General features: G+C 68.9%; 29 protein-coding genes. 16 read left to right on the top strand and 13 right to left on the bottom strand.

The window, feature by feature from the left end:
• Nucleotides 1-22 precede the first annotated feature (22 nt).
• Nucleotides 23-1,009 carry a helix-turn-helix domain-containing protein gene (locus AMYAL_RS0140170; protein WP_020636960.1) on the top strand — a complete coding sequence of 329 codons (987 nt, stop codon included), beginning with the start codon at nt 23-25 and terminating at the stop codon, nt 1,007-1,009.
• A gap of 21 nt (nt 1,010-1,030) precedes the next feature.
• On the opposite strand, the gene AMYAL_RS0140165 is transcribed toward AMYAL_RS0140170, so the two are convergent.
• Nucleotides 1,031-1,444 (bottom strand): SsgA family sporulation/cell division regulator, encoded by a 414-nt coding sequence (locus tag AMYAL_RS0140165; RefSeq protein WP_020636959.1) that lies wholly within the window; start codon nt 1,442-1,444, stop codon nt 1,031-1,033.
• 525 nt (nt 1,445-1,969) lie between these two features.
• On the opposite strand from AMYAL_RS0140165, the gene AMYAL_RS0140160 reads away from it, so the two are divergent.
• The 5 genes from AMYAL_RS0140160 to kstD all read left to right on the top strand — a co-directional run bounded on the left by AMYAL_RS0140160 (nt 1,970) and on the right by kstD (nt 6,971).
• On the top strand, nt 1,970-2,911 hold the full coding sequence (locus AMYAL_RS0140160; RefSeq protein ID WP_026467836.1) for an NsdA family TPR-like regulatory protein: 942 nt from the start codon (nt 1,970-1,972) through the stop codon (nt 2,909-2,911).
• 60 nt (nt 2,912-2,971) lie between these two features.
• Complete coding sequence (locus AMYAL_RS0140155; RefSeq protein ID WP_020636957.1) at nt 2,972-3,487, top strand: winged helix-turn-helix transcriptional regulator; 516 nt, start codon at nt 2,972-2,974, stop codon at nt 3,485-3,487.
• A 47-nt stretch (nt 3,488-3,534) separates the two neighbouring features.
• The gene (locus tag AMYAL_RS0140150) at nt 3,535-4,053 is read left to right on the top strand and encodes an SRPBCC family protein (RefSeq protein WP_020636956.1); all 519 of its coding nucleotides are present in this window, start codon (nt 3,535-3,537) and stop codon (nt 4,051-4,053) included.
• Nucleotides 4,053-5,090, top strand: a complete 1,038-nt coding sequence (locus tag AMYAL_RS0140145; protein WP_020636955.1) for an LLM class flavin-dependent oxidoreductase — start codon at nt 4,053-4,055, stop codon at nt 5,088-5,090. Before AMYAL_RS0140150 ends, AMYAL_RS0140145 begins: the two co-directional genes overlap by 1 nt.
• 132 nt (nt 5,091-5,222) lie before the next feature.
• Nucleotides 5,223-6,971 (top strand): 3-oxosteroid 1-dehydrogenase, encoded by a 1,749-nt coding sequence (kstD, locus tag AMYAL_RS0140140; RefSeq protein WP_020636954.1) that lies wholly within the window; start codon nt 5,223-5,225, stop codon nt 6,969-6,971.
• Nucleotides 6,972-7,078: 107 nt separating this feature from the next.
• On the opposite strand, the gene AMYAL_RS0140135 is transcribed toward kstD, so the two are convergent.
• Nucleotides 7,079-8,641: an amidase gene (locus tag AMYAL_RS0140135; protein ID WP_051137740.1), complete on the bottom strand. Its 1,563-nt coding sequence runs from the start codon at nt 8,639-8,641 to the stop codon at nt 7,079-7,081.
• Between the two features lie 339 nt (nt 8,642-8,980).
• Nucleotides 8,981-9,673, bottom strand: coding sequence for an IclR family transcriptional regulator (locus tag AMYAL_RS0140130; protein WP_020636952.1), 693 nt, complete (start codon nt 9,671-9,673; stop codon nt 8,981-8,983).
• Nucleotides 9,674-9,902: 229 nt separating this feature from the next.
• On the opposite strand from AMYAL_RS0140130, the gene AMYAL_RS0140125 reads away from it, so the two are divergent.
• Nucleotides 9,903-11,312 carry a serine/threonine-protein kinase gene (locus tag AMYAL_RS0140125; RefSeq protein WP_020636951.1) on the top strand — a complete coding sequence of 470 codons (1,410 nt, stop codon included), beginning with the start codon at nt 9,903-9,905 and terminating at the stop codon, nt 11,310-11,312.
• On the opposite strand, the gene AMYAL_RS0140120 is transcribed toward AMYAL_RS0140125, so the two are convergent.
• Together AMYAL_RS0140120 and AMYAL_RS0140115 are read right to left on the bottom strand one after the other, a co-directional pair.
• A complete protein-coding gene (locus tag AMYAL_RS0140120; RefSeq protein ID WP_020636950.1) occupies nt 11,287-12,144 on the bottom strand; it encodes an LLM class F420-dependent oxidoreductase in 858 nt (285 codons plus the stop codon). The genes AMYAL_RS0140125 and AMYAL_RS0140120 overlap by 26 nt on opposite strands.
• A gap of 26 nt (nt 12,145-12,170) precedes the next feature.
• Nucleotides 12,171-13,361, bottom strand: coding sequence for a cytochrome P450 family protein (locus AMYAL_RS0140115; protein WP_020636949.1), 1,191 nt, complete (start codon nt 13,359-13,361; stop codon nt 12,171-12,173).
• 107 nt (nt 13,362-13,468) lie between these two features.
• Here AMYAL_RS0140115 and AMYAL_RS0140110 point away from each other — a divergent pair, with 107 nt between their 5' ends.
• A complete protein-coding gene (locus AMYAL_RS0140110; RefSeq protein ID WP_020636948.1) occupies nt 13,469-14,554 on the top strand; it encodes a TetR/AcrR family transcriptional regulator in 1,086 nt (361 codons plus the stop codon).
• On the opposite strand, the gene AMYAL_RS0140105 is transcribed toward AMYAL_RS0140110, so the two are convergent.
• Nucleotides 14,551-15,075 (bottom strand): GNAT family N-acetyltransferase, encoded by a 525-nt coding sequence (locus tag AMYAL_RS0140105; RefSeq protein ID WP_020636947.1) that lies wholly within the window; start codon nt 15,073-15,075, stop codon nt 14,551-14,553. The two genes, AMYAL_RS0140110 and AMYAL_RS0140105, sit on opposite strands and share 4 nt — an antisense overlap.
• A 79-nt stretch (nt 15,076-15,154) precedes the next feature.
• On the opposite strand from AMYAL_RS0140105, the gene AMYAL_RS0140100 reads away from it, so the two are divergent.
• From AMYAL_RS0140100 to AMYAL_RS0140090, 3 genes are all read left to right on the top strand, one after another.
• On the top strand, nt 15,155-15,523 hold the full coding sequence (locus tag AMYAL_RS0140100; RefSeq protein WP_020636946.1) for a winged helix-turn-helix transcriptional regulator: 369 nt from the start codon (nt 15,155-15,157) through the stop codon (nt 15,521-15,523).
• Nucleotides 15,524-15,650: 127 nt separating this feature from the next.
• Complete coding sequence (locus AMYAL_RS0140095; RefSeq protein ID WP_020636945.1) at nt 15,651-16,247, top strand: TetR/AcrR family transcriptional regulator; 597 nt, start codon at nt 15,651-15,653, stop codon at nt 16,245-16,247.
• A 33-nt stretch (nt 16,248-16,280) separates the two neighbouring features.
• Nucleotides 16,281-17,051, top strand: coding sequence for a glucose 1-dehydrogenase (locus AMYAL_RS0140090; RefSeq protein ID WP_020636944.1), 771 nt, complete (start codon nt 16,281-16,283; stop codon nt 17,049-17,051).
• On the opposite strand, the gene AMYAL_RS0140085 is transcribed toward AMYAL_RS0140090, so the two are convergent.
• The 3 genes from AMYAL_RS0140085 to AMYAL_RS0140075 form a co-directional block, all read right to left on the bottom strand.
• The gene (locus tag AMYAL_RS0140085; RefSeq protein ID WP_020636943.1) at nt 17,048-17,551 is read right to left on the bottom strand and encodes a hypothetical protein; all 504 of its coding nucleotides are present in this window, start codon (nt 17,549-17,551) and stop codon (nt 17,048-17,050) included. The genes AMYAL_RS0140090 and AMYAL_RS0140085 overlap by 4 nt on opposite strands.
• Nucleotides 17,552-17,613: 62 nt before the next feature.
• Nucleotides 17,614-17,919, bottom strand: a complete 306-nt coding sequence (locus AMYAL_RS0140080) for a DUF3618 domain-containing protein (RefSeq protein ID WP_020636942.1) — start codon at nt 17,917-17,919, stop codon at nt 17,614-17,616.
• A complete protein-coding gene (locus AMYAL_RS0140075) occupies nt 17,916-18,305 on the bottom strand; it encodes a phage holin family protein (protein ID WP_020636941.1) in 390 nt (129 codons plus the stop codon). The genes AMYAL_RS0140080 and AMYAL_RS0140075 overlap by 4 nt, the downstream gene beginning before the upstream one ends.
• 136 nt (nt 18,306-18,441) lie before the next feature.
• Between AMYAL_RS0140075 and AMYAL_RS0140070 the strand changes: the two genes are divergently transcribed.
• The gene (locus tag AMYAL_RS0140070) at nt 18,442-18,903 is read left to right on the top strand and encodes an SRPBCC family protein (RefSeq protein ID WP_020636940.1); all 462 of its coding nucleotides are present in this window, start codon (nt 18,442-18,444) and stop codon (nt 18,901-18,903) included.
• A gap of 26 nt (nt 18,904-18,929) precedes the next feature.
• Nucleotides 18,930-19,394 (top strand): hypothetical protein, encoded by a 465-nt coding sequence (locus AMYAL_RS0140065; RefSeq protein WP_026467834.1) that lies wholly within the window; start codon nt 18,930-18,932, stop codon nt 19,392-19,394.
• Nucleotides 19,395-19,449: 55 nt separating this feature from the next.
• Here the strand turns inward: AMYAL_RS0140065 and AMYAL_RS0140060 are convergent, their stop codons facing one another.
• From AMYAL_RS0140060 to AMYAL_RS0140050, 3 genes are all read right to left on the bottom strand, one after another.
• Nucleotides 19,450-20,238 (bottom strand): SigB/SigF/SigG family RNA polymerase sigma factor, encoded by a 789-nt coding sequence (locus AMYAL_RS0140060; RefSeq protein ID WP_020636938.1) that lies wholly within the window; start codon nt 20,236-20,238, stop codon nt 19,450-19,452.
• Entirely contained in the window at nt 20,235-20,687 is a 453-nt protein-coding gene (locus AMYAL_RS0140055) for an ATP-binding protein (RefSeq protein WP_020636937.1), read from the bottom strand. The genes AMYAL_RS0140060 and AMYAL_RS0140055 overlap by 4 nt, the downstream gene beginning before the upstream one ends.
• Nucleotides 20,688-20,751: 64 nt before the next feature.
• Nucleotides 20,752-21,084, bottom strand: coding sequence for a hypothetical protein (locus AMYAL_RS0140050; protein ID WP_020636936.1), 333 nt, complete (start codon nt 21,082-21,084; stop codon nt 20,752-20,754).
• Nucleotides 21,085-21,326: 242 nt separating this feature from the next.
• Between AMYAL_RS0140050 and AMYAL_RS0140045 the strand changes: the two genes are divergently transcribed.
• On the top strand, nt 21,327-21,518 hold the full coding sequence (locus AMYAL_RS0140045) for a hypothetical protein (protein WP_020636935.1): 192 nt from the start codon (nt 21,327-21,329) through the stop codon (nt 21,516-21,518).
• A gap of 8 nt (nt 21,519-21,526) precedes the next feature.
• Here the strand turns inward: AMYAL_RS0140045 and AMYAL_RS0140040 are convergent, their stop codons facing one another.
• Complete coding sequence (locus AMYAL_RS0140040; protein ID WP_020636934.1) at nt 21,527-23,314, bottom strand: sigma-54-dependent Fis family transcriptional regulator; 1,788 nt, start codon at nt 23,312-23,314, stop codon at nt 21,527-21,529.
• Between the two features lie 165 nt (nt 23,315-23,479).
• Here AMYAL_RS0140040 and AMYAL_RS0140035 point away from each other — a divergent pair, with 165 nt between their 5' ends.
• On the top strand, nt 23,480-25,129 hold the full coding sequence (locus AMYAL_RS0140035; protein WP_093976606.1) for a ferritin family protein: 1,650 nt from the start codon (nt 23,480-23,482) through the stop codon (nt 25,127-25,129).
• 71 nt (nt 25,130-25,200) lie between these two features.
• The gene (locus tag AMYAL_RS0140030; protein ID WP_039794852.1) at nt 25,201-26,232 is read left to right on the top strand and encodes an NADH:ubiquinone reductase (Na(+)-transporting) subunit F; all 1,032 of its coding nucleotides are present in this window, start codon (nt 25,201-25,203) and stop codon (nt 26,230-26,232) included.

Genomic DNA, 26,232 nt, shown 5'->3' with positions numbered 1-26,232 from the left:
TCGACCTGGGGAGGAGCCGTACATGGTGGAAGACTGGCCGGATCCGCGGGAGGCCACCGACGCCGCGGAGTTCGTCGTGGCGATGCGCACCCTTCGCGCCCGCACCGATCTGAGCTATCGAGTCCTCGAACGGCGTGCCGCGAAAGCGGGTACGCCGTTGCCGAGCTCGACGATCAGCGGAGCACTCTCGCGAGACACCCTGCCGAGAGCCGATCTGCTCGCGACGTTCATCCGGGCTTGCGGCGCCGACGACGCGACGACCGAACACTGGCTGGCGGCGAGGGCCGATCTCGCCGCGTCCGAACAGGCGCCGGAATCAGAGCCTCTCGTGCCGGAGGCCCTTTCCGAGGACCAGCCGGGACGAAAGCGGTCGAAACTGTGGTGGCCGTCGATCGGGGTGGCGGTCGTCGTGGTCCTGGTGGCGGGCGGGCTGCTCGTGCTCGGCGACCCGTTCCCGGAGCAGCCAGGGGCATTGCCTGGTTCTTCATCGGCGGCGGCGCCACTCACTTCCGTTTCCGTCACCACGTCGGAAGCCACGAAGGCGAGCCTGGGCACACCGCCGACCGGACGCTCGCGGGTGCGGCTCGCGCATACCGGGTTGTGCATCGGGGAAGGGCCGGAGAAGTTCGTGCAGGAGGAGCGGATCGTGCTGGGCCAGCAGGACTGCGCGACGGCGTCGCCAACGATGTCGGTCGAGGCCGTCGACGGCGGGTACCGGCTGCTGCTGCACAGTCCGGAGAACGGTGAGGGCTGTGTGACCGTCGACTACGGCGGCACGCACGCGTCGACCCTCCTCGCCGGCGACAACTGCGAGCCAGGGCGTCCCGATCAGCGGTTCGCCTTCGAGCCGGTGACAGCGCCGGCGAAGGGGTACCTGATCAAATCGGCCGCGGGCGCCAGATGGTGTGTCGGCGTGTTCAAGGGGAGCGGCGAGACCGGCGTGCAACTCATCCAGGATCGGTGTGACGGCACCGCCGCCCAGGTGTTCCTCATCGACCCGGTGGTCTGAGCACGCCGAGTCCTGACAGGGTCAGGACTCGGTGACGAGTTTGGCCATCTCCTGGTCGAAGTCGAACCATTCCGGCTCGGAACCGGCGGGCACCACGTCATAGGTGCGGTCGAGGAACTCCGCCAGTTCCTGAGCCGGGGCTTCGAGGACCGCGCAGCCGTCGGGCGCGCTGAGCGCGAAGATCACGATCGAGGTGTCGTCGGCCGGGCTGATGATCACGTCGCCCTCACCCGATGGGGTGAGGAGGCCGTCTGCCAGCAGATCACGGCCGAACATCCAGCGGACCGTCCCGCCGCCCGAGTGGTAGGCCACCACGACGGCGTAGGGGTCCTCGGGGTCGTACTCGAGATCGGCTTGGACGGGGAGGGGGTCCGCACCGAAAGTGCGCAGGCCGAAGACGATCGTCCCCCGGATGAGGTCGCTTTCCTTGTCCAACGCTTCAGCCCCTTACGTTCGGTTGCTGTTGATCTTCAACTATTGATAACGCAATGTGAAGCGTTTTCGTGACCCGAGACGACAACTTTCACACGTTCGGCTGAGAGCTGCGTCTCAGCCGCTCACGGACGGTCCCCGTCGAGCACGTGCGGTGAGCGGCCGGGAAATGCGATCATTCGTGCAAGGGAAAGAGATTCCGCACGTGCATATTCCGGTGAATGGAAATAGCCAACCGTTCGGCGGAGTGAACCGGTTTTTCCCGCCGTTAGCATTGTCGGGCGTCGTTCAAGAATTCCAGGAGACCGGCGTGGCTCCGTCCTGGACCTCGGCGAGCTTGATCGTTGTGGATCAGGAGGGGAACAGCAATGGGTGTGCGAATCACCGTCGTCATTCCCAGGGAAGGCCAAGCGCGCCGGGACGCGGTTTGCGGATCGCGCGAGCGGGCGGTTCCGGGCCGTGGGCAGGCTCCGTCCCAGTTCGGTTCCGGGACCGAACCGGCTGTGCCACGAGCCAGGGAGCGTCGCCGTGATTGAGCGGCTCCCGATGAGTGTCGGGCAGGCCGACATCGACCGGCTGGAGGGCGTCATCGCCGCGCTCCGGGCACGCGACTATCGCGAAGGCGGCGGCTCCTGCCGGGAACTGTTGCGGGTGCTGGAGCCATACGGCGCGGCACTGCGGCGGGGAATGATGCCCGAGTCGCTGGCCCGGCGGCTGGCGGGCGTCGTCGCGGATCTGCACAATCTCAAGGGCTGGACGGAATTCGACTCCGGTCGCCCGGCCAGGGCGGAGTGGCACTTCCGTCGCGCGCTCGAGTTCGCGGCGGAGTCGGGCAACGACGACCTCGTCGCCAACATTCGCTACCGGCTGGGCCGGATGTACCTGCATCATCGCTCTCCGGCGGAGGCGCTGGAGCAGTTCGGCCACGGCCAGTTCGCGGCACGCCAGGCGGGTAGGCCGCTGCCACAGGCGATCCTGTCGGCGAACGAGGCGTGGGCCTACGCGCTGCTCGGGGACGCCCGGCAGGCGCTGGACAAGCTTTCCCTTGCCTCGGAACAGTTCGCCGGTTCCCTCGGCGATGCGGTACCGTCGTGGTCCGCCTTCTTCACGGCCACTGACATGGCCGCGATGATCGGCACGGTGCGCACCGAACTCGCCAGGATCGTCGACGTCCGTCACAGCCGGGAGGCCATTCCCGCGCTCGTAGAGGCCATCGGCGGATACGGCCCGGACATGGCGCGCAGCCGATCGCTGACGATGATCTGGCTCGCGGTCGACCACGCGCTGGAAGGGGATCTCGACAGTGCGGCGGAGGTCGGTGTGGCCGCGATGGATATCGCGTACGGAATTCGTTCCGCGCGTACGCGGGATCGTTTGCGGCCGTTGTCGGAAAGCGTGCGGAAGCGAGTAGGTGATATTGATGCGCGAGATCTCCTTGATCGGATCGCAACATTTCGGGCCACCGCCTGAGCATCGCGGAATAGGCGGAGGAATGACCGGATCAATTCCGGCGAGCGTAGGCTCGCGGGTATGAAACGGACTTCGTTCGCGCAGTGGCCGTGCTCGATCGCGCGCACCATGGATCTGCTCGGCGACTGGTGGACCCCACTGGTCCTGAGGGAGGCGTTCTACGGGATCCGCAGGTTCGACGAGTTCCAGCAGGAACTCGGTATCGCGCGGAACACCCTCGCCGACCGGTTGCGCCGCCTCGTCGGCGAAGGGTTGCTGGAAAAGCGCGCCTACCAGGCCGAGCCGGTCCGTTACGACTACGTGCTGACCGAGAAGGGCGCGGATTTCTACGGTGTGCTCGCCGCGATGTCGCGCTGGGGCGACCGCTGGCTCTCCGGGGAGGAAGGGCCGCCGATCACGCTCCACCACGACACCTGTGGGCACGACACGCATGCCGAGGTCGTTTGCGCGCGGTGCTCCGAGCCGCTCACCGCGGAGAACACGCGGGCGCGGCTCGGAGCGGGCTACCCGCCGAAGCTCGCGGACCGGCCTGACGTGGTGCGCCGCTTCGCCGCGCAGGAAGGTTTGACAACGTAAGTCCATCTACGCAACTATCGAGGTCACGAGCACGGGAGGCGACCACGATGGAGTGGACGGGCGCCAAGTACGCCGACAAGCCGACGGTCGAGGTCCAGGCATGGGTCGACGCCGCTCCGGAGCGGGTCTGGTCGATCGTCTCCGACGTGCGGCTGATGCCGGAGATGAGCCAGGAACTCCAGGCGGCCGCGTGGTGCGACGGCGCGGACGGCGGGGCCGCGGTCGGCCGGAGGTTCGTCGGCCGCAGCAAACACGACGCGCTCGGTGAGTGGGAGACCACCTCGCACGTCGTCGAATGCGAGGAGCCGCGGGTCTTCACCTGGGCCGTGCACGACCCCGAGACACCTACCGCGCTGTGGCGCTTCACGCTGGAGGCCGAGAACGGCGGGACGAAGCTGCGGCAATGGATGCAGCTGGGGCCGGGGCGGTCGGGCCTTTCGCTGGCCATCGATCAGATGCCGGACAAGGAGGAGAAGATCGTCTTCGTCCGGCTGCGGGAGTTCGAGAAGGCGATGACCGGGACCCTCGCCGCGATCAAGGAACGGGCCGAGGCGGGCCGCGCGTGATGCGGACGGCGACCACGGTCGAGGCTTCGCGCGGCTGGCGGGAGACGCTGGATTTCGTGCTGGAAGCGGAAAAGCTCGGCCTCGACGACTGCTGGGTCGCCGAGGCGTGGGGTTCGGACGCGCCGTCCGTGCTCGGCTATCTCGCCGCGCGGACCGAGCGCCTCCGGCTCGGCTCGGGGATCATCCAGCTCGGTACGCGGACCCCGGTGGCGATCGCGCAGGCCGCGCTGACGCTCTCGGAGCTTTCCGGCGGCCGGTTCGTCCTCGGGCTCGGCGCTTCGGGGCCGCAGGTGATCGAAGGACTTCACGGCGTTTCGTTCGCGCGGCCGCTGACGCGGATGCGGGAGACGGTCGCGATCATCCGTCAGGCGTTCGCGGGGGAGAAGATCGCGTTCTCCGGCGAGGAGTTCGAGATCCCGGTGCCGGGTGAGAGCAAGCCGATGCGGCTGTCCACGACGCCGAATCCCGGCCTCCCGATCCATCTGGCCACGCTTTCGCCGAAGCTGCTGGAGCTGACCGGTGAGATCGCGGACGGCTGGCTGGGCACCAGTTTCGTCCCGGAGGGGGCGCAGGCCTACTTCTCGCATCTCGACGCCGGTCTCGCGAAGGCGGGCAGGTCGCGGGCGGATCTCGAAGTCTGTCAAGGCGCCGAGGTCGCCTTCGCCCGCGACGAGGAGGAGTTGCGCGGGATGGTCGCGGGCCGCAAGGCCGAACTCGCGTTCAGCCTCGGCGGGATGGGCTCGGCGAAGACGAACTTCTACAACAACGCCTACAGCAGGCAGGGCTGGGCCGAGGTCGCCGCGGCGGTGCGGGAGCGCTGGCAGGCGGGCGACAGGGAAGGCGCCGCCGCGCTGGTGACCGACGAGATGGTGCTCGGCACGACGTTGATCGGCACCGGACCGATGGTGGCCGAACGCCTGCGCGTCTGGCGTGACGCCGGGGTCGACACCGTCCGGCTGTACCCGGCGGGTGAGACGGTCGCCGACCGGCTCACCACCCTGGGTCGCGCGCTGGACCTGGTCCGCGCTCTGGGCTGAATGCCCGCGCCGGTTGAGGTGACCGGCCGAGCGTGGCCGCCCGCGCCTGCTCCAAGCGGGTAGAACTTGTTTCACTTTTGCCCTCCGTCCGGAGAACATGACCTCGCTCGATCGCCCACGCGAGGAGGATTCATGGGTCCGGACTTCCGCTTGTCCCGGCGTCAGGTGCTGCGCGGCACCGGGATCGCGCTCGCGTCGGGCCTGCCGTTCGCCGGGACTGCGTCGGCCGACGCCGCGGTGATCGGCGAGTACGACGTCGTCGTGGTCGGCGCGGGCGCGGCGGGGATGACCGCCGCGCTGACGGCGGCAGGCCGCGGGCTCAGCTGCGTCGTGCTGGAGAAGGCCGCGAAATTCGGCGGTTCGGCGGCCCGCTCGGGGGCGGGGATCTGGATTCCGTGCAACCCGGTGCTGGCCGAGGCCGGCGTCCGCGACACCCCGGAACAGGCCGCACGGTACTTGGCCGCCGTGGTCGGCCCGTCGATCCCCGCCTCGCGGCAGCGGTCGTTCCTCGCCAACGGCCCGGCGATGCTGTCGTTCGTGATGGCCAACAGCCCGCTGCGGTTCCGGTGGATGGAGGGCTACAGCGACTACTACCCGGAACTGCCGGGCGGGATGCCGGACGGCCGCTCGATCGAACCCGCCCAGCTCGACGGGAACGTCCTCGGCGCCGAGCTGGCCAACCTGAACCCGCCCTATCTGGCCACGCCCACGGGAATGGTCGTCTTCAGCGCCGACTACAAATGGCTCGCGCTGGCCGCGGTCCACCCGAAGGGCGCGGCGGTGGCCGCCGCCTGCCTCGCCCGCGGCACGGCCGCCGCGCTCGCCGGGCAGAAACCGCTCACCATGGGGCAGTCGCTGGCCGCCGGGCTGCGGGCCGGGCTCCAGCGCGCCGGTGTCCCGGTCTGGCTGAACACACCCTTGACCGATCTCGTCATCGACAACGGGAAGGTCACCGGCGTGACCGTCGCGGCGGGCGTGGTGAAAGCGCGGCGGGGCGTCATCGTCGGCTCCGGCGGGTTCGAGCACAACGCCGCCATGCGGGCGGAGTACCAGCGTCAGCCAATTGGTACACAATGGACGGTCGGGGCCCGGTCGAACACCGGGGACGGGATCCTGGCGGGCAAACGCGCCGGGGCGGCGCTGGACCTGATGGACGACGCCTGGTGGGGTCCGGCGATCCCGCTGCCCGGCGAGCCGTACTTCTGCCTCGCCGAGCGGACCCTGCCCGGCGGGCTGATGGTGGACGGGGCGGGAAAGCGGTTTGTCAACGAGGCGGCGCCCTACAGCGATGTCGTGCACACGATGTACGACCGGAACCCGTCGTCGCCCACCATTCCGGCCTGGCTGGTCGTCGATCAGCACTACCGCAACCGGTACCTCTTCCGCGACGTCGCGCCGCTGCTGCCGCTTCCCGACGAGTGGTACGCGGCGGGCGCGGTCAAGAAGGCGTGGACCGTGGAGGCGCTCGGGACCGCGATCGGCGTTCCGGCACAGGCGTTGCGCGCCACCGTCAACCGGTTCAACGGCCAGGCACTGTCCGGTGTGGACGGTGACTTCCGGCGCGGCGCGAGTGCCTACGACCATTACTACACCGACCCGTACGTCCTGCCGAACTCGTGCCTCGCCCCGCTCTGGGAGCCGCCGTTCTACGCGTTCAAGATCGTCCCCGGCGACCTCGGCACCAAGGGCGGTATGCGCACCGACGCGCGGGCACGGGTCCTGAGGGCCGACGGCTCGGTCATCGACGGCCTGTACGCCGCCGGGAACGCCAGCGCGGCGGTGATGGGCGGGAGCTACGCGGGCGCGGGATCGACCATCGGCCCGGCGATGACCTTCGGGTACGTGGCGGCGAACGACCTCGCGGACCATCCCGTGAGCTGAGGGAAGGCGGCAAGATGTCGTGAGTGGCACGTGGCTGAGTGTGGAGGATTTGGGACGTTGAACGTCCTGAATCCTCCACACTCGACCCCGGCGCCCGCGCGACGTGCTCAGCCGAGTGAAGGGATGAACGTCGGCAGCCGCCGGACCTTCGTGTCCTGTTCGAAGGCGTAGGCGATGGCCAGCAGCGACGGTTCGCTGAACCGCCCGCCCATGATCGACAGTCCCAGCGGCAACGGTCCGGCGTACGCCATCGGCACGGTCATGTTGGCGTAGCCCGACACCGCCGCCGGTCCGGACGAGTCGATGAGCAGCGCGCCGTCGCCGACACCGAGTTGCGTCTTCCACGCGGCGTTGTTGGTCGGCGCCACGATCGCGTCCAGTTTGTTCCCGCGCAGCGTCTCGTCGAGACCCCGCCGGGCGGCGCTCGTCGCCGCTTCCCGCATCGCGCGGTACGCCGGATCGTTCAGATCACCGGTGGTCGCCTGCGACCGGTCCCACAGATTCTGCGTCCAGTAAGGCATTTCGACCGCCGCGTGGTCCAGGTTGTACTGGATCAGCCCGGCCAGATCGGCGGGATGCCTGCCGCCGGTGGACGCGAGGTAGGCGTTCAGATCGTGTTTGAACTCGGTCCTGATCGCGGGGAACTCGTTGGCCGCGATGACGTCCAGGTACGGGATCGTGATCTCCACCGTGGTCGCGCCGAGCCTGCGCAGCTTGCCCAGTGCTTCCTCGAACGCCGCCTTCGTCGTGTCGTCGGGGGTGTAGACCTCACGCCAGACGCCGATCCGCTTGCCGAGCAAGGCGTTGGGGCGCAGGAACTTCGTGTAGTCGTCGAGGGACTGCCGGGCGGCGTCGACGGTGATCGGGTCACGGCGGTCGGCCCCGTTGAGGGCCGCGAGCAGGATCGCGGCGTCGACGACGTTGCGTGCCATCGGGCCGGCGGTGTCCTGCTGTTTCGACACCGGCACGATCCCGCTGCGGCTGACCAGCCCGAGGCTCGGCTTGACGCCCACGATGCCGTTGGCGCCGGACGGGCAGCTGATCGAACCGTCCGTTTCGGTCCCGACGGCGACGGTCGCCAGATGCGCCGCGACGGCGACCCCCGGACCGGACGACGAACCGCACGGGTTGCGGTCGAGGACGTAGGGGTTGGCGGTCTGGCCCGCGAGCGGGCTCCAGCCGTTCGACGAACTGGTGGACCGGTAGCTCGACCACTCCGACAGGTTGGCCTTGCCGAGGATGACCGCCCCGGCCTCCCGCAGGTTTTCGACCACGCCTGCGTCACGGTACGGGCGGGATTGCCGCAGCGCGGTCGAGCCCGCCGTGGTCGGCTGCCGGTCCGCGGTGTCGATGTTGTCCTTGAGCAGCACCGGAATGCCGTCCATCGGTCCCTTCGAGCGGTGCCGGTGCCGCCGCGCGTCGCTGTCCGAGGCCAGCCGCAACGCGTCCGGGTTCGTGGTGAGCACCGCGTGCAGCGTCGGGTTCAGTTTGCGGATCCGCTGCAGGTAAAAGGTGGTCAGTTCGACCGAGGACAGCCTCCCGGAGCGCATCGCCCGTTGCAGATCGGGGATAGTCGCCCGCTCCAGGTCGATCCCGGCCACGACCGGGCGGCCGGAAAGGTCCGCGGCCTGCGCCGGGACGGCCGTGGTGGCGGACGCGACGAAAACCATGACGAGAAACGCGGACACGGTCGCGCCGCGGCTGGTCAAGGAATGTCTTTTCAAGGAATTCCCTCCTTGGTCGAAAGAATTCCTGAACCGTACGGGCGCCGCTTCTTTCCGGAAACGCTGAATGGCATGGAAGAAACGGTGATTGACTTGCCGGGACAGTGGTTGCCCGGTAGGCGACCGGTCACCGGAACGGCATGACAGGGCCGACTTCGGCACGCGGAGCTGTCGGGCACGGACACAGGGTGAGGCAATTCCGGTGATTTCCGTGGGAAATATTCCGTCCGATTTCGCCGGTGTGCCGGTTTTCGGGTTGGTCGGGGATTGTTCGGGTTTCGTCGATCATCCCGCGCGGTTCGGCGGTGAATGCCCGGCGAGCGCGGCGCTGAAGGAACGCGCGGTGCTCGCCAATCCGGTGACCGCCGAAACCGGGTCGCGACGGACGGGCAGGACGGCGGCGAGGGCCGCGCCGACCCGGCCGTCCGGTGTCCTGATGCCGACGGCGGCGCAGCCGAGTCCCGCCGTGATGGTCTCCGACTCGGCCGCGTACCCGGCCGCGCGGATCTCCAGCGCGTCGGTGTCCGGTTCGGCGAGCGCGGGGTGATGGGCGGCGAGCATCCGTCCGGCGGCGGTCCCCGGCGGCAGCGGGCTGCCCGGCCACACGGGGACGTCGTCGGACGGCAGCACGGCCCCCGCCGCGACCAGCGCGCGACCTTCCCTCGGGACCACGAGCACCAGGCTCGCGCGCATCCGCGCCGAAAGCACCGGCAGCCACTCCTTGGCCAGGTCCCGTAGTTCGGGCTGCCAGAACCGGCCGAGCCGGAACACCCGCGAGCCGATCCGGTAGCCGCGGCCCGCCCGCTCGACCGCGCCGAGGTCGGCCAGCTGGTCGAGGAGCCGGTGCACGGTGGTCTTCGGGAGCCCGGTGGCCCGCACGAGCTGGGTCAGCCCGGCCTGCCCGCCGTGCTCGTCGAGTGCGTCGAGCAACATGAACGCGCCGTCGAGCACGCCGCGTCCGCCGAGGGGTTCCCGCATCGCCGCCCTTTCCCGAAGTCAGGCCACACCGGAGAAGTAAAGTGCGCCTCCGGCCGCGCGGGATACGAACTTTCGGGCAGCCGATGGGGCGGGGTTCCGCTGAACGGCCCATCCGCCGACGTGACCGACACCGCGCCGGAAACCACCGTGCCGGGTCCGGTGTCCCGGCGCGTTCCTGGCATGCTGGCAAGGTTCGCGCGAACACCACAGCTCCAGGGGGACGTCGATAATGGAGGAGATCCGCCGCCTCGCCGACCGGTTCGATCTCATCGAGCCCGTCGGCGGTGGCTCCATGGGCACCGTGTGGCGGGCGCGCGACGACAACCTGGAGCGCACGGTCGCGGTCAAGGAACTCCTGCTGCCCCACGGGCAAGGGGAGCAGAAGGCCGACGAGGCCAAGAACCGCGCGCTGCGCGAGGCCAGGATCGCCGCGCGGCTGGTGCATCCGCACGCCATCACCGTCTTCGGCGTGATCGACGAGCAGGACCGCCCGTGGATCATCATGGAGTACCTGCCCTCGACCAGCCTCGCGGACAAGCTGCGTGAAGGGCCGATGGAGGTCGAGGACGTCATCCGCCTCGCCATCCAGCTGTGCTCGGCGCTGGCGGCCGCGCACCGGGCGGGGATCGTCCACCGCGACATCAAGCCGGGCAACGTCCTGCTCGGCGACGACGACACCGTCAAGATCACCGACTTCGGGATCTCACGGGCGATGGGCGACGTCCAGCTCACCGCGACCGGCGAGATCTCCGGGACGCCTGCCTTCCTGGCGCCCGAGGTGGCCCGCGGTGAGGACGCCACCTCCGCTTCCGACGTGTTTTCGCTGGGTGCGACGCTGTACACCGCGCTCGAAGGCGGCACGCCGTATGGCACGGCGGAGAACCCCATCGCGCTGCTGTACCGCGCGTCGAGCGGGGAGATCACCCCGCCGGTCAAGTCGGGGATCCTGACGCCGCTGCTGAACCGTCTCCTCGACGTCCGGCCGGACAGCAGGCCGACGATGACCGAGACCGAGCGGGAGCTGCGCGCGCTGGCGGCCGGGGAGCCGACGACGCTCGTCGCCGAGGAACCGCCGCCGAAGGCGCGCAAGGGGATGCTGATCGGCGTGCTCGTCGTGTTCCTCGTGCTCGCGGCGGCGGCCGCCGCGACCGTGGTCGTGGTGCTCAACCGAGGTGAGGACACCCCGTCCGGCACGGCGCCACCACCGGCTTCGCAGTCGCAGAGCGTCGCCCCGACGTCATCGGAATCGGTCGCTCCGCCGCCTCCGTCCCCTTCGGCGCCGCCATCGTCGTCACCGCCGCCTTCGACCCCGTCGTCCTCGCCGGCGCCGCCTCCGGCACAGACGCCAGGGCAGGCTCTCGCGGCGTACTACACGCTCATCCCCGGCAATCTCCAGGCCGGGTTCGCGGGGCTCAGCGACAACTTCAAGCGCAAAAGGGAACAGAGCTTCGAGCGGTATTCGAGCTATTGGAAGTCGTACCGCTCGGTGACCGTGTCGGACGTGTCCGAATCCGGCAACACCGTGTCGGCGAAGCTCACCTACGTGCTGACGTCCGGTGAGGTCAGGTCGGGGAGGGAGACCTTCGTCCTGGTGCAGCAGGACGGTCGCTACCTCATCGACTCCCAGCGGGCAGGTTGAGCTTTCCGGCGAGGCGCTGAAGCCAGGCCTCGACCTCGTCGGGGGAGCGGTCCGGGAGACCGAAGATCGTTTCGGTGACCCCGGCGGCTTCCAGTTTGGCCAGGTTCTCCGGATCCGGGCGGACGCCGAGCGCCGAGATCTCCGGCTCGCCGGCGCGGCCTTCTTCGTGCCAGATCTCGCGCAGCCGCCGGGCTTTGTCTTCGACGTCCGTGTCGCCTGGCGTGGTGAGCCAGCCGTCGGCCGACTTCGCGATCCAGCGGAAGGTCTTCTCCGTCCCGCCCGCGCCGACGATCACCGGGATGTGCGCTTGAGCCGGTTTCGGCCACGCCCAGCTCGCGCCGAACGAGACGAACTCGCCCGCGTACGAGGCTTCGTCGTCGCTCCAGAGCGCGCGCATCGCTTCCAGGTACTCGCGCAGGACCGTGCGCCGTTTGCCGCCGGGGACGCCGTGATCGGCCAGCTCGTCGACGTTCCAGCCGAAGCCGACGCCGAGGGTGACCCGCCCGGCCGAGAGGTGATCGAGGCTGGCGATCGTCTTCGCCAGCGTGATCGGATCGCTCTCGACCGGGAGGGCCACCGCCGTCGCGAGCCGGATGCGCGTGGTCACCGAGGCCGCCGTGGCGAGCGCGACCCACGGGTCCAGCGTGCGCAGGTAGCGATCGTCGGGCAGTGACGAGTCGCCGGTGCGCGGATGCGGAGCCTCCCGTTTGACCGGGATGTGCGTGTGTTCGGGCACGTGGAAGGCGTCGAAGCCCGCGACCTCCGCCGCGCGTGCGGCGGCCGCCGGAGTGATGCCCCGGTCACTGGTGAACAGTACGATCCCGTGTCTCACAGCCGGTCACATTATTAGAACGTGTTTCAGTTTGCAACCGTGGCGTGCAGCTTGACCGGCAGCGCGTTCAGTCGCCACGTGCCGGGGTCCGGGATCCGCAGCGGACCGTCGGCGAGCGCCAGATCGGGGAATCGGCGCAGCAGGGCAGTGAGCGCGACCTCGGTCTGCACCCTGGCCAGCGAGGCGCCGAGGCAGAAATGCGGCCCGTGGGCGAACGCCAGATGCCAGGCGGGTCCCGCCGCGCGCCGGATGTCGAAGACGTCCGGGTCTCCGAAGGCCTTCGGATCCCGGTTCGCCGCGGCGATCGCGACGGTAACAGGTTCTCCTTCGGGGATCAGGACGTCGCCGATCTTCACGTCGGTCGTGGTGATGCGGGGGACGGTCAGCAGCTGCGGGCTGCACCAGCGCATCAGTTCCTCGACCGCGCCGGGCATGAGGGCCGGGTCTTCGCGGAGCGCGGCCAGCTGATCGGGGTGGGAGAGCAGGACCTCGACGGCGTTGGCGATGAGGTTGCCGGGCACCTGGCCGCCGAGAACGAGCTGCCAGACCAGGGAGACCAGCTCGGTTTCGCTGAGCCTGTCGCCGTCTTCGGCCTGGATCTGCAGCAACTGGGAGACGACGTCTTCGGCGGGATCGAGTTTCCGGGTCGCGATGGCGGCGAGCGAGCCCTCGACGATTTCCGGGACCGCCTTCGCCAGTCCGGGGCCGTCGCCTGCCGAGACCATGATGCCGTACTCGCGCCAGCGCGGGCGGTCGGCTTCGGGGATCCCGACCAGCGCGCAGATCACGTCGATCGGCAGCGGGCGGGCGAAGTCGGTGACCAGGTCGATCTCGCTTCGCCCGGCGAGGCCGTCGAGGAGGCCGTCCGCGAGCCGCTCGATCCCCGGCCGGAGCGCGGCGGCCTTGCGCGGGGTGAACGCGGGGGTCACGAGGCGCCGGAGCCGGTGATGTTCGGCGCCCTCGACCACCTGCATGGACCGCATGTACGGGCGGCAGTGCTCGGGGATGTCCATCGGCGGGTAGCTGGCCGGGCTCAGGGCGAAGCGCGGGTCGCTCAGCATCTTCCGCGCCTCGTCGTGGCGCAGGACCGCCCACAGCGCGAACCCCGGCGCGACGAGCTTGGCGATCGGGGAGCGCTCGCGGGCCGGGCTGTACGCGGTGAACGGGTCGCGCAGGACCTCGGGGTCGGTCAGGTCGATCTCGGGAACGTCGGACAAGGCAGCTCTCCCAGTTCGGATGTTCAAATCAGATGTTCTCATCATCTGAATGCTCAAGGTATCTTGATCCGGGTCCGAGAGCAATCGTGCTGGGTGGTGGGAGGCCGATGGTCCGGCTGAGCAGGGCGGAGACGCAGGAGCGCAATCGTGCGAAGGTGCTGGCCGCCGCGCGCGACGAGTTCGCGGATCAGGGCTTCCGTGACGCCAAGATCGACGTCATCGCCGAGCGGGCGGAGCTCACGCGCGGCGCGGTCTACTCGAACTTCCCCGGAAAACGCGCGCTGTACCTCGCCGTCCTGGCCGAACTGGCGGAACGGTCCGCCGGGGCGCCGCACGCCAGGCCGGGCGAGACGCTCCAGGCCGCGTTGGGCGCGCTGGCCAGGGCGCGAGTGGCGACGCTTCCCTTGGACGAGGGACAGGCGGGTCTCACGCGCGACCTGATGCCGGAAGTGCTCGCGGACGAACGGATCCGGCGCCCGTTCGCTCAGCTGGTGAAACTCAACGGGCTGCTGCTCGGGCTCGCGCTGGAGCGGCTCGACCCGCCGGAACGCCCGGCCGGAGCGCCGGTCCCGCGTCGTGTCCGGCTCGCGGAGACCGTGCTGACCACGTTGCACGGCGCCGGCCAGCTGGCGGCCGCCGCGCCGGGGCTCGTCGAGCCTTTCGACATCGTGAGCGCCTGTGAACGGCTGGCCGGCCTGGACCTCAACGACTGGTGGGCGCCGCCGGTGATCGCGCCCGCCGCGCAGCCCGCCGACCGCTCGTGGTCACCGCCCGAGGTCGTGGATCTCGTGCGCGCCAAGCCGTTCGTGCCCGCCGACGGCGTGGTCGTCGTGCTGGGCACCCATCGGCTGTCCGCCGCGGAGGAGGCCGTCCGGGCGTGGGGCCGCGAGGTCACCGTCGTCGTGGTGACCAGCGAGCCCGACGAGCTGGTCCCGCTGACCCGGCTGATCCTCGCGGAGGTCTGCGGTGGCCTGCGGCAGGCCTTCCCGGAGTCGTCCTGGCCGGGTACGCGTGTGGTGTGCGACGTGACCGGCACCCTGGCGGCGGCCGCGGGGGTGCTCGCGGTCAGCGACGAGACGGAAGCCGCGGTGCGGGTCGAGCGTGGGCGGATCGTCGCCACGGCAGACGGGCGCGGGGCGGGCCACGCCGTCTCGGTGACGAGCGAAGTATCCCGTGTGGACGGTCGTGGCTAGATGACGTCGGTGTGGCGGATCCGGTACACCTGCAGGCGAAGCCCGTAGTACTTCTCGGTTTCCCCGACCCAGACCATCCCGAGCCGTTTCGCGGTCGCGATGGCGCGCACGTTGTTCGGCCGCGCGACGGCGAAGAATTCGTCCGTGTCCTGTGTGAACGCCCAGCCGAGCAGGGCGCGGGCGGCTTCGGAGGCGTACCCCTCGCCCCAGGCGTCCGGATGCAGCTGCCAGCTGATCTCCAGGTCCTCTTCGTACGGTGGCAGCAGGTGGATGCCCAGCCCGCCGACGACCACGCCGTCCTCCTTGCGCTGCACCGCCCATCTTCCGCGCGGTGGCACGAGATTGGGCTGTGCCTGTTGCCAGGCCTGAAGAACCGATCGCATGGCCGCGGCGTCGGTCACCCGGTCCATCGCCGGGGTGAGCCAGCGGGTCACGTCGGCGGTTCCGTAGATCGCCAGCGCTGCTTCGGCGTCGTCCTCGGACCAGTCACGGACGATGAGCCTCTCGGTGGTCAAGTCCATAACAGAACGTTACGCGCATCGATGGGGTGATGGGGCGTCCCGATCATGACAACTCGGCAACCCGCGTACCTTGGCTTTCATGCGCGCCGATGCCCTGACGACCCCTGACCAGGCTTGCCCGATCGCCCCGGTGGTCGACCTCGTCTTCAGCCGCTGGACCACGCCGATCCTGTGGACGCTCAACGAGTTCGGCAGGCAGCGGTTCGTCGAACTCGAGCGGCGCATCGGCTCGATCACACCGAAGGTGCTCACCCAGCGGTTGCGGCAATTGGAACGCGACGGCCTCCTCACCCGGACCTATCACGCCGAGGTGCCGCCTCGGGTCGAATACGAGATCAGCGACCTGGGCCGGAGCCTGGCGCCGCTGTTCGCGACCCTCGCGGACTGGTCGGCGGAGAACCTGCAGAAGGTCGAGGAAGCCCGGTCGGCCTACGACTCCGGCTCTTGAGCGGGTAGGACAAACGCCGCGAGCGCCACGCTCGAGACGTTGAGCGTCTCGAGCGTGGCGCTCGCGACATAATCCGTAGCTCGCCGCTATCTTGACCGATCGGTCTAGATGTGGGTAGGCTCTAGACGTGTCACGGGTGAAGGAATTCGATGTCGACGCGGCCTGCGAGGCCGCGCTGGAACTGTTCTGGCGGCAGGGGTACGAGGCCACGTCGGTCAATGACCTCGTCGCCGGGCTCGGCATCGGCAAGGCGAGCCTCTACGCGACGTTCGGTACCAAGCATGAGCTGTACCTGACCGTCCTGAACCGCTACATCGCCCGCGGCGACGAGCGGTTCCTCGCGGACTTCGCCGCGCCGGGGCCCGCGCTCGCCGGGGTGCGGCGGCTCATCGACCGCTATCTCGCCGAAATACTCGACGAATCGGGACGCAAGGGCTGTTTCGTGGTCAATGCGGCCATGGAGATGATGCCGAGGGATCCCGACGTCGCACGGGTGGTCGAGCGCAGCTGGGACGCGCTCGAGATGGCCTTGCGGATGGCGTTGAGCCGGGCGAAGGCGCAGGGCGAACTCGTCGACGCCGTCGATCCGGAAGAGCTGGCGGGCTTCCTGCTCACCGTCCTGCAGGGGATGCGGGTGCTGGGCAAGGGGCCGGATCCCGCGGCGCGGGCCAAGGCGACGGCGAAGCAGGCCATCGCGGTCGTGGAAGCCGCTCGCAAGCACTGATACTAGAACGATCGGAACAGAAAGTTGGGTACTGTGGGGATTACGGGGAAGCGATTCAGCGGCAAGGTCGTCCTGGTCACCGGGGGAGGTTCCGGAATCGGCCGCGCCACGGCCGTCGCCTTCGCACGCGAGGGCGCGCAGGTCGTCGTTTCGGGCAGGGACGGCGAGAAACTGCGTCAGACGGTGAAGGAGATCGAGGCCGACGGCGGCATGGCGGACGCGGTGACCGCGGACGTGAGTGTCGGCGCCGAAGTCGAACGCCTCGTCACCGAGACCGTGCGGCGGCACGGGAAACTCGACATCGCGTTCAACAACGCCGGTGTCCTCGGCAGCCCCGCGCCGACGGCGGATCTCGCCGAAGACGGCTTCGACGCCGTCGTGCGGACGAACATCACCGGCGTCTGGCTGTCCATGAAGCACGAGATCGCGCAGATGCGGGCGGGCGGCGGGGGAGTCATCGTCAACATGTCGTCCAACATCGGCTCGCACATCCGCCTCCCCGGAATGGCCGCGTACGCCGCGTCGAAGGCCGCCGTGGACGTGCTGACCCGGACCGCGGCCCGCGACCACATCGCCGAGGGGATCCGGATCAACGCGGTCAGCCCCGGCGCCACCGACACCGACATGTCATTCCGGCCCGGCGAGACCGAGGCCGACCGTGCCGAACGGCTCGGCTCGGTCATCCCGCTCGGCCGGATCGGCGCGGTCGAGGAGATCGCCGCGGCGGTGCTGTGGCTCGCCTCCGACGAGTCCGCGTACGTCGTGGGACACGACATCGTCCTGGACGGTGGCGTCAGCGCCTAGCTGTCGCCGAGGATCCTGGTGATCCCGGCGACGACGTCCGGATGACCGAGCGGCAGCGGCGGCGGGATCCGGTTGAAGGGTTCGCCGGTGCTGTGGGGAAGCACGTCCACCGCGGTCCCGGCGGAGCGCACCCGCTCCGCCGGTGCGGAGGACTCGTCCGGTGTCGGGTCGACCAACAGGACGTGTGACGCGGCGCCGGGATGACGTTCGGCCAGCCGCAGCGCGTCTCCGGCCGCTTCTCCGGCGGCCACGACATCGATCGGCGGGCCGCCGGGTTCAGCGGCGCCGAGGACGTACTCGGCCTGACCGAGGGCACCGGTCACGGGCAGCCTGCACCAGATGACCTGACGCCGCGCCGCGAGCGGCCGCCACGTCGCCGGGAGTTCGCCGTGTTTGGCTTCGCCCGCGGGGTCGAGGACCAGAAGTGTCGCCCCGTCGTCACCGCCGTCGATGACGACAGCGGGGCCTTCGGCGCGGACGGGGTCGGGCTCGGCGGGCATGGTCGTCCTCCTCGCCGCTCACGCGTTTCCGGATCTGCTTGAACGTACACCGCTCGCGGCGTTCACGACGAAGACCTCTTTCGCAGGATGAGCCGGATCGTCACCAGCAAGGCGAGAACACCGGCGAAGATCGGAAGGGGATTCGCGCGGACGACTTCGGTGCCTTGACGGAATTTCTCCGCCGCGGGTTCGGAAACCTTGTCGGAGATCTTGGCGCCGACCTGGTCGACTTTGGCATCGAGGTTTTCGCTGACCCTTGTCTTGACGTCCATCTTCTTGCTCAGCGCGTCGAGAGTCTCCGTGAGTTCCTCGCGGGTCGCGTCGCGATCGGCGCGGGCTTCTTCCGCGTTCTTGGGGAAATCGGTCATGAGCGCACTCCTTGTTTGACGGTGTCGACATCCTCACGGACGCCTTCGATGGCCTCCTTCGGCACCGGCGGCGTCGCGCTCGCGACCTCCTTCTTGCCGACGATGGCCGAAAGACCGCCGATCAGCAACAGGGCCGCGCCGGTCACCACGGCCGCCAGCCACGCGGGCATGACCAGGGCCAGTGCCAGGACCACCGCGGCGATCAACGTCGCCAAGCCGAAAACCGCGAAGAGACCGGCCGCGCCGAACAGACCGGCGCCGAGTCCCATCCGTTTCCCTTTGCCCTGCAATTCGAACACGGCCAGCCGCATTTCGTCCCGCACCAGGCGTTTGACTTCGTCGCTCAGGTCGGAAAACAGTTCGCCGACCGACTTCTCCTCGATCACGGAGCACCTCCTCGGAGTGTTCTGCCCGCCGGGTACCCGACGGGCAGGACGATCAATCACGGTGAGTTTCGGGCCGTCCGGGGTCGGGTAGCCGGGGAGTGCCGGCTCGAAAGCACCCAACCGAGGAGGAGGATGCATGAGCACGATCACCGAAATGGTGGACGTCGAAGTCCCGGTGAAAACCGCGTACAACCAGTGGACTCAGTTCGAGACCTTCCCGAATTTCATGGAAGGTGTCGAGGAGATCCGCCAGATCGACGCGACCCACACCCACTGGGTGACCAAATTCGGTGGGGTGAGCCGGGAATTCGACGCGACCATCACCGAACAGCATCCCGACGAGCGCGTGGCGTGGACCTCGGATTCCGGTCCCGACCACGCGGGTGTCATCACCTTCCATCGGCTGGATGACAACAAGACCAGGGTCACGGCGCAGATGGAGATCGACCCGGAGGGTTTCGCCGAAAACGTCGCCGACAAACTCGGCGTGCTCGACCGCCGGATCAAGGGCGACATGAAGCGGTTCAAGGAGTTCATCGAGAGCCGCGGCCACGAGTCCGGCGCGTGGCGTGGTGACGTGGACCGCCCCGGCAGCTGACCCCATAACGAAGGGAGCGTTCCGGCATGACTACCAACGCATACGTGGCCTTCCTCGTCATCGGAGTGGCGCTGGTCATGCTCGACGGTCTGATCATCTACCAAAGTGGTAAGCGCTACCTGCGAGGTTCATACGGCGATCCGGCGGCCGGGGCATCCATGACCTGGCTCGTCACGGTGCTGTTCCACCTCGCGACGCTGGGTGTTTTGGCGTTGCTGTCGACCATCGACATCGGCGGCAGTGATCTGCCGGGTGTGGTGGGCAGGCTGGGTGTGCTGTTGCTGGTCCTGGCCATCGCCCACGCGATCACGCTCAGCGTGCTTTCGCGGATCCGCGGCGAGCAGGAGGCCGAAGCGGTCATCAACCGCCCCAGGCAGCGCGTCGAGCCCGAGCACCAGGGCACGACCGTGACCCCGGTGCCGGGTCAGGAAGGCCGCTACCCGGCCGCGAGCCCGTCGATCGAGCACCAGGCGCCTTACACGACGCCGTAGGACGGCCCGCGAGTGAAGGCCCCCTTTCGACGTTCGAGGGAAGGGGGCCTTCACGCTACTCCGAGAGCTTTCCCCGCAGCTGTTCCAAAGTCTGCGAGAGGAGCCGCGAAACGTGCATCTGCGAGATGCCGACGCGCTCCGCGATCTGGGTCTGGGTGTACCCGCCGAAGAACCGCATCACGAGGATCGTGCGCTCCCGTTTCGGGAGTTCCCGCAGCAGGGGTTGCAGCGCCTCGTGGTTCTCCACCAAAGCCATCTCGTGGTCCTCCGCGCCGATCGTGTCGGCGAGGGAAAGAGCCTCGGTGGCGTCGTCATGGACCGGCTTGTCGACCGACAACGTCTGGTACGCCTGGCCGGCGAGCAGTCCTTCGCGCACCTCGTTGACTTCGAGCCCGAGATACTCGGCGAGCTCGGTCGGGGTCGGTGCGCGGCCGAGCCGCTGGGCCAACGCGGCCGTGCCCTGGCTGAGCGAGACGTGGAGTTCCTTGAGCCGCCTGGGTACGCGGACCGACCAGCCGGTGTCCCGGAAGTGCCGCCGGACCTCGCCCATGATCGTGGGCACGGCGAACGAGAGGAAGTCGTGCCCGCGGCCGGGATCGAAGCGGTCGACCGCGTTGATCAAGCCGATCCGCGCCACCTGCACCAGATCTTCGCGGGGCTCGCCCCGGCCGGAGAACCTGGTGGCGATGTGCTCGGCGAGTGGCAGCAGTTCGGTGACCAGGCGGTCACGCAGCTCTTGGCGGCGCCGGGAGTCCCCCGGCAGGAGGGACATCTCTTCGAACAGGGGTTCACAGTGAGCGTAGCCGTCCGCTTGGCGTGTGAGGGTCTTGCGCTCGCCGCTCACCCGTCGCTCGTTCCCGAAGCCAGGACGAGGTCGATCGTCGTCGTGCTCCCCGGTTCGCCGGGAATCGGCTCGCACCGTGCCGTCACCGAGCCGGTCAAGGTCGTCAAGACGTGCCAGCCGAACGTGGTCTCGCTCGGCAGGAACGGTTTCGCCGTCCGCGTCGAGATCGACACGGCGATTCCCCCCGGTATCTCGTGGAAGACACAACAAAGAACGGCTCCCAGTTCGGCGGGCTGGACAAGTTGGGAGCAGGCTTCGTCGACGGCCATTTTCGCGTCGGAGATGGCGTCCAAGCCGAAATCCGCACGCGCCACCACACCGTGGGTGAGCGTGCGGACGAGAGGAATCTGTTCAGCCTCGGCGGGAAGGCGAAGCTCGACCCGGTCGAACAGATCGTCCGATTGAAGCCGGGTCTGCGGGGTCAGTCCACCCCGTCCATGTGTATCCATTGCGAAACCCATCCGTCCGTGGCCGTGAGGTATCCGCGGCGGGGATCCGCCGCGGGACGCGTGATCAACGGCCGAGGGCGCGCTGAAGCTCCTTTTTCGACATCTTCGACCTGCCCTTGACGTTGCGGTTCTTCGCTTCGCCGTAGAGCTGGTCCTTCGTCGGGCCGTTCGGGCCCTGACGGTTCCCGGACCGCTTGCCGCCCCGCCGCTGCGGCGACATGTCCTGCATGGACGTCCGGCTCGCTTCGCGTGACTCGCCCGCCTGCGCGCGGTTCTTGTTGACGGTGCGCGCGGCGATCTCCTCGGCCCGGTCTGTGCTCGCTCCCCGGTCCTTCGCGGAATCCTTGATGTGTTCGTACTGACGTTCTCGTTTGTCGGTCCAACTCTGCTGGGGCATCGAGGCTCCTCTCTTCCCCGGCCAAGTACCCCGTTCGAATCGCCGGATAAACGTCCGGTTGATCCATGGAGCAGGCGAGATTCGACACTGCCGGGGCCACCCGGCTTCCGGCCTCGCGCGGCTCAATCACTCGGATGGAGTAAGGCGCCTGTGTCTCTGCGCACCCGAACGGGGACACCTGTGTGCGCACCCGCGATCGCGGGTATCAGAGGGACACGCTGTTCTCTACCCAAGGGGGGATCATGAGAAACGAACTCGGATTGCACCCGGTGCCCGAGCTGCTGCCGGAGGGCCAGGACACCCCGGAGCAGGAAGCCCTGCGCCGGAAGGCGGCCCTCGTGGTGGCGTCACGGGCGACGAACGCCGAAGACTGCGCGACCCTGCTGGACATGCTCGGCCTGCACGACGGCGGACGCAGCTCCGAAGTCGCCTGAATCGCGCCCTAGGACCGGGACGGCGGCACGATGCCGTACTCGTGGATCTTCCGGTAGATCGTCGCGCGGGAGATCCCGAGCAGCTGGGCCGCCCGCACCTTGTTGCCGTCGGCGTCCTCGAGGCTCCGCACGATCGCGTCGCGCTCGATCACCGCGAACCGGTTGAGCGGGCGTCGCGCCACGGCACGGAACTCGGCGGGAAGGTCGCCGGGGACGATGGTCCCCACGCGGCGGCGTTGCGCGACCTCCCTCAGCACCCGGTGGAGCTGGCCCGCGTTGCCCGGCCATTCGGCCCGCATGAGCAGGTGCAACGCGGCGGCCGAGCAGGTGAGCCGCCCGCCGTAGCCGAGTTTGCTCAGGAACAGGGGGACGAGTTCGGCGAGGTCTTCGGTGTGCTGGCGCAGCGGCGGGACCCGGACGGTGCGCGGGAAGAACTTCAGCAGTTCCGCCAGTTCGGGCGCGGTCTCGGTGCCGGGTGCGAGGGTCAGCACCACCCACGGCCCGCCCTCGTGCCGCAATTCCCGCAGCAACCGGGCGAACGGCTCCGCGGCGGCGGCCGGAAGGCGGTGCGCGTGCCGGACGACGAGCGTCGCCGAGGGATGGGCGCGGAGTTCGCGCCGCAGTCCCGCCGCCCATTCCGCGTCCGCCGCGCCTGCGGCATCCACTGTGCACAGTCGTGCCGACGGGCTGCGCCGCAGGTGCATCCCCTTGGCCAGGATGTGCTTCCCCGTCCCCGGCGCCCCTTCGAGAACGACCCATTCCTTGCGGCTGAACCCGTTCTCCAGCTCGCGCCCGCATCGTGACCACAACGGCGCGGAGCCGACGACGCCGGGCAGGTACATCGGCAGCATCGGCGCGCTCCCGGAGCCGCTCTCGCCGGTTTCGACGAATTTGACCGACAACACCCCGCCCGCGATGTCGCCGTCCCGCCGTCCGGGGACGCGGCGGCAGAACACCTGGACCCGCTGACCGCTCGACAGCGAGAGCTCCGCCGTCGTCCCGCCCGAGCCCAGCGCTTCGGAGGCGAAGCCGAGCAGCACCGACTGGTCGGCGGGGTCGAGCAACTGCCGCGCCCGGTCGTTCATCATCACGATGTCCTCGTTGACCGCCAGCACGATCCCGGTCCAGCGGCGACAGGTCTGCAGATACGTCTGGAACAGCAGCATCTCGTGCAGGTCACAGTGCCGCAGCAACGCCTGCCGGACCTGCTCGGCCGTCGAGCGCGCCAGCGCCAGCAACAGCCCGCCCGCGTCCTTGTACCAGCAGGTGAGGTCGATCGCGCCGACCTTCTTGCCGGAGATCGGGTGGTGGATCGGGACGCCGGCGCAGGCCAGGTTCTCCAGGTGTTCCGCGTAGTGCTCGTGCCCGTACACCTGCGTCGCGCGGCCTTCCTCGAGCGCGGTGCCGATGCCGTTGGTGCCGACGGAGTGCTCTCCGTAGCTGAACCCCGGCACGAGTTCGACACTCTCGAGATGGCGGCGCAGTTCGCTGTCGCCGGTGCTCTGGGTGAGGACGACCCCGGCCGGGTCGGTGAGGATGAGGCTGATCGGCTGCCCCTCGAACTGCTCGCCGAGCTTGGCCAGCACCGGTCCGGCGCCGCGGATCAGCGGGATGTCGAGATTCTGGTCGCCGAGATACCGCGGGTCGACCCGGTCGGCCCGCACCAGCAGGTCCCGCGACCGGCGCCAGGACGCCAGGATCGGCTGCCGTACGCATCCCGGTCCGATCGGCTCCTCGGTGAGGAACCGGACCCTGGTCAGGGCGAGCTGCTCGTCGGCGGGGACCATGCCGTCCACCTGACCTCCCGCGAGTGCCGCGGCCCGCGCGGACGCGGGCACACCCGAGTGCCGCTTGCCCCCAGGGTAGAGGCGGTCGGCCGCCCGTGGTGTCTCACATTGAGACTCGCGCCGTGCGCGGCCTGCCCTCCAATGGTGGCGGGAGCCTCGGACAAGGAGCGATCCATGAGCCGCCAAAGTGTGGCGAAAGCCCACCAGAAGATCCAGGAGCTGTCCTGGGAACCGGCGTACCACACGCCGGTTTCGCACTACGGCACCGATTACACCTTCCGCAAGGCCAAGAAGAAGGACCCGCTCAAGCAGGTGCTGAGGTCCTACTTCCCGATGCAGGAGGAAAAAGACCACCGGGTGTACGGCGCCGAGGACGGTGCGATCCGCGGCAACATGTTCCGTCAGGTGCAGGAACGCTGGCTGGAGTGGCAGAAGTTGTTCCTGAGCATCATCCCGCTGCCCGAGATCTCCGCCGCGCGGGCGATGCCGCTGCTGTTCCGCACGGTGCCGAACCCGGAACTGCACAACGGCCAGGCGATCCAGATGATCGACGAGGTCCGGCATTCGACGATCCAGCAGAACCTCAAACGCCTGTACATGCAGAACTACATCGATCCGGCGGGCTTCAACTCGAGCCTGCGCAACTTCCAGAACGACTACTGCGGCACGATCGGCCGCCAGTTCGCCGAGGGGTTCATCACCGGGGACGCCATCACCGCGGCGAGCATCTATCTCACCATCGTGGCGGAGACGGCGTTCACCAACACGCTGTTCGTCGCGATGCCCGCCGAGGCCGCCGCCAACGGTGACTACCTGCTGCCGACGGTGTTCCATTCGGTGCAGTCCGACGAATCCCGCCACATCAGCAACGGCTACGCGACCCTGCTGATGGCGTTGTCCGACGAGAGCAACCACCAGCTGCTCGAACGCGACCTGCGGTACGCCTGGTGGAACAACCACGCCGTGGTCGACGCGGCGATCGGCACCTTCATCGAGTACGGCACCAAGGACCGCCGCAAGGACCGCGAGAGCTACGCGGAGATGTGGCGCCGCTGGATCTACGACGACTACTACCGCAGCTACCTCGTCCCGCTGGAGCGCTACGGCCTCGTCATCCCGCACGACCTCGTCGAAGAGGCGTGGAACCGGATCTGGACCAAGGGATACGTGCACGAGGTCGCGCAGTTCTTCGCCACCGGATGGCTCGCCAACTACTGGCGGATCGACCCGATGACGGACAAGGACTTCGAGTGGTTCGAGCACAAGTATCCGGGCTGGTACGACCGGTACGGCAAGTGGTGGGAGAACTACAACCGCCTCGCCACCCCGAACGGGCACCATCCGATCGTCGCCGAAGACGTCGACTACGTGTACCCGCACCGGTGCTGGACCTGCATGGTGCCGTGCCTCATCCGCGAGGACATGGTCACCGACAAGGTCGAGGGGCAATGGCGCACCTACTGCTCGGAAACCTGCCGCTGGACCGACGCCGAGGCGTTCCAGCCCACCTACCAGGGCCGCGGCACGCCGAACATGGGCAAGCTCGTCGGCGCCCGCGAATGGGAGACGCTGTACCACGGCTGGAACTGGGCTGACGTCGTCTCCGACATGGGCTTCGTCCGCGACGACGGCAGGACCATGGTCGCGCAGCCGCATCTGGACCTCGACCCGAAGAAGATGTGGACACTGGACCACCTCCGCCGGATGCCCGAGGTGCAGTCGCCGAACGTGCTGCTGAACCGGATGACCGACGCCGAACGCGCCGCGTTCCAGGCCGACTACAACCGCCAGGGCCCGGCCGGGCGGCCCGCTCCGCGCCCCTGAGACCACGTGGGGAGGGCGCACCCCTCAGCGACACAGCGCCCTCCCCACCTTCTCCCGCGGGACGAGGAGTCATGAGAAAGCACCGGGTGAGGTTCGAACCCGTCGGCATCGAGATCGACGTCAGCGAGGACCAGACGATCCTGCGCGCCGCCGCCGAACAGGGCGTCATGCTCATGCACGGCTGCAAGGAAGGCCAGTGCGCGTCCTGCAAATCCTTCATCCTCGACGGCGACGACGTCGAACACGACCGGTACTCGACCTTCGCCCTGCCCGACTACGAGAAGGAGGAGGGTTTCACCCTGCTGTGCCGGGCGCACGCCTACGAGGACCTCACGATCGAGCTCCTCAACTACGACGAGGAGATGATCCAGGCCGGGTTGCCGATCACCGACGCGGTCGTGGAGGTCGTGTCGAACGAGCACGTCACCCCTGATCTGCGGCAGCTGGTCGTGCGGCTCGTCGAACCGGAGACGCTGAAGTTCTTCCCCGGCCAGTACCTGGACTTCAAGGTCCCCGGCACGGACCAGACGCGGTCGTTCTCGATGGCCAACACCTCCGCGCGGGAAGGCCTGCTGGAGTTCGTCGTCAAGATCCACCCCGGCGGCCTGTTCTCGGAGTTCCTCGACAGCCGGGTGAAGGCGGGCGACCGGCTGGACGTCACCGGGCCGTTCGGGGTGTTCACGCTGCGGGACGCGCCCGGCGCCGAGGTCGTGTTCGTCGGCGGCGGGGCCGGGATGGCGCCCGTCCTGGCGTTGCTGCGGTCGATGGCGGAGCGCGGCATCGACCGCAAGGCCACCTTCTACTACGGCGCCCGGCGGCGGCACGACCTCTGCTTCGAAGCCGAACTGGCGGCGATCGCCGGAATCCTGAAGAACTTCCGTTATCTACCGGCGCTTTCCGAACCCGGCGACGAGGACTGGGACGGCGAGACCGGCTTCGTCACCGACGTCCTCAAGCGGGCCGGGCCCGATCTCCGCGGCGCCGACGCCTACGTCTGCGGTCCACCGCCGATGGTGGAGGCGGCCCTGGAGCTGCTGCCTTCCCTCGGAGTCGCGGAGAAGCGCGTCTTCTATGACAAGTTCACCACTACCGGTGAGGAGTGA

The organism is Amycolatopsis alba DSM 44262 (genome assembly GCF_000384215.1).
Classification (GTDB): Bacteria; Actinomycetota; Actinomycetes; order Mycobacteriales; family Pseudonocardiaceae; genus Amycolatopsis; species Amycolatopsis alba.
The sequence above is the reverse complement of the archived record's forward strand: the minus strand, read 5'-3'. Positions and strand labels throughout refer to the sequence as shown.